The organism is Candidatus Frankia nodulisporulans, from assembly GCF_902806475.1.
GTDB classification, from domain to species: domain Bacteria; phylum Actinomycetota; class Actinomycetes; order Frankiales; family Frankiaceae; genus Frankia; species Frankia umida.
In genome coordinates this window covers 1-2,486 of sequence record NZ_CADCWS010000399.1, presented here as the reverse complement: position 1 = coordinate 2,486, position 2,486 = coordinate 1, and the positions used below count along the sequence as shown (strand labels likewise).

Annotated in this window: 3 protein-coding genes; all 3 read right to left on the bottom strand. The window is 66.0% G+C overall.

Annotated features, from left to right (window positions below):
• The coding region (locus G6R24_RS20200) for a hypothetical protein (protein ID WP_163550722.1) at positions 1-237 on the bottom strand (237 nt) is incomplete at its 3' end.
• A 1,349-nt stretch (positions 238-1,586) separates the two neighbouring features.
• Positions 1,587-1,880, bottom strand: coding sequence for a hypothetical protein (locus G6R24_RS20195; protein WP_163550721.1), 294 nt, complete (start codon positions 1,878-1,880; stop codon positions 1,587-1,589).
• 270 nt (positions 1,881-2,150) lie between these two features.
• The coding region (locus G6R24_RS20190) for a hypothetical protein (RefSeq protein WP_420840679.1) at positions 2,151-2,486 on the bottom strand (336 nt) is incomplete at its 5' end.

Below are 2,486 nucleotides of genomic sequence, written 5' to 3'. Positions count from 1 at the left end.
GGAATCCACCAGCACGATCGACGGGCAGGCCTGGTGCTGCACGGTCAGCACGAACCCGCACGCCCGGCAGCAGACACCACGGTCGGCAGCGAGCTCCGCGGTGTGCCGACGGCGGACGTCCAACTCCTCAGCGGCGGTCACACGGCGGCCGGCCTGCAGCGCGGCGAGGATCACCGGGTCGAAGATCTCTTCAGGCTGGTCGACTGTGACCGTGATCCGACCCGGACGGCGACTCATGCCACACCACCCAGACGGGCAGTGACGGGCGAAGCCTGGCGCGCAGATCCGCACGCAGGCAGGGAAAGATGACTCATAGCGGGCTCCTGTCGTTGCAGGTGATCCGTTAGCCCTCGGGCCGGTGTTGGAGACACCGGTCCGGGGGCGCTTTTCAGTTGTGGGGTCGAACGCTACATGTCAATGTTTAGCAAGTCAAGCTGCTATTCTCTCGAACATGGAAGAGAGCGTTCGCAACTTTGAGCCACTGCTCGACTACACAGACATAGCCAAGCTGGCGGGCATCTCACTCGTCACGGCATACAGCTACAGGCGGTCGGGGTACCTGCCCGAACCTGATGAGCAGACCTCGCCCCGCCGGCCCCGCTGGAAGCTGTCGACCGTGACCACATGGCTGGAAAACCGTCCCGGCCGAGGGCGACCTAGGCCAGAAATCATGGAGCGAAGGCGTGAACGCGCAGCTCAGAAGGCCTGCGAGGAGTCCAAGCTCTCAATGATCAAGGGAGTCGTCTGATCACCTGAAAATGCGACAGCCCAGAGGAAGCGACAGCGCCCCGTCGGACCGCTCCGGCGGGGCGCTTCAACGTCCAGGGCATGCCCAGTCCGCCCGTTCCCTCACGTCCACCGGACGACAACCGGGAGAGATGCACCGGCCGGGCGGATGATCCCCTGTCGTTCCAGTTGAATCAGACAGCGTTCGACCGCCCTCACCCCCATGTGAAGTTTGCGGGCAGGCGGCTGGCGGGTTTGACGGACTCTCTCGGGTTGTGACGTTCTATAACTGAATGTGGGTGCGGGTTGGGAAGGGAGGGAGGCGCAGGTGGGCGCCTCGATCCCGGTTTTGGGGCCCCGACGGCGTCGGAGTGAGGGGGGGTCCCTCGGGTCCCTTGACTCCCTTGGGGGTGCGGTCTGCGACTATTCGCGCTGCTAGACGGCGGTACGGGAGCAGGGGAGGCGATAAGGGACCCAGCGAGGGAGAACTCCCTCGGTCCCTGGGTCCTCCCTCGGTCCTCCCTCGCTGGGTCCCTCGCCTGGATGGTCACGCTGTGTCGAACTCGTCGGCTGTTTCGTCGCGGGGGGCGGGGTCGGCCATGGCCCCGGATCTTGCAGGGACGGGCGCCGTGGGACGTGGGGAAGTTCCTCGCAGCCCCCCCCACTGACATCCAGTTCTTCGCCCGGCTGGGCCGACGGCCGACATGTCAACGCCCCGCCGAGGACGGGTCCGGCGGGGCGTCAGACGACCGAACAAGATCAGCCGAGGGTGCTAGTCAACGTTGTTGTCGACACCCCGCAAGTTGATCTCCTGCATGGGGCCGGCCTCCGTCCCATCCTCGTCATCGCCGACGAGATCTTCATAGGCAGTTACCTGCGTAGCCGGCCGACCATTTCCCAATTTCGCGGTCGAAGTAGGTGTTGTAGTAAGAGTAAGGACCGATGGTCACCTTCCCCGACTGACACTGAGCCTCCGCGCGGGACGTGGCCTGATCCTCCGCCGCCTTAGCAGTTGAGCCTGTGCCCCAGGCCGCCACGAACCCTCCCTCCGGGAGGGCGGCCGCGGCGAACGAGGTGCCCCCCGTGGCGAACAGGGTGCCGCCGATGACAACGACCTTTGCTGCCCGAGTTTTCACGATGAGCCTCTCGTCCAAGCCCCCGGCGTCGACCTGCGCACCATGATCAGGTGGATGAACTTCTCCTGATCAAGCCAGACCATCGTCTCCCCACCGAGACACCATGAACGGGACAACACGCAGCCTCCTCGGCCGCACCAGCACAGCAAGCAAGAACGAACACGCCGGATGCCGCGTCAACACCCAGTCCTTCACCCACCAGGGTGCGGGCCCCCGGCCCGCCAGTGCCCCGCCGAAGGCCAGTTCCACGGGGCACCGGACGCCTCCAGGCAAGATCAGCTGAGAGTGCTAGCCAACGGTGTTGTCGACACCCCCCGGGTTGATCTCCTGGGTGGGGCCGTGGAGGCCGGTGGTGTCGAGGTGGTAGGCGGTGAGTAGGTCGGTGAGGGCGGTGAAGCCGCCGGTGTCCAGCGAGCGCAGCACCGCGGCTTCCAGGCCGAGGGCGACGACGCGGCGGTAGAGCCAGTTCGCCAGCCGGCCGACCTCCACCCCCTCGCCGTCGGCGGCGAGGTCCTCGTCGGAGGCCTCCTCCTCGCCGGGCAGGAGCAGGCCACGGAGCCCCTTGCTGAACCGGATCACCGACTTGCCTTTGGTCTCCCGTTCGTATTCGTGCCAGAGCTTCAA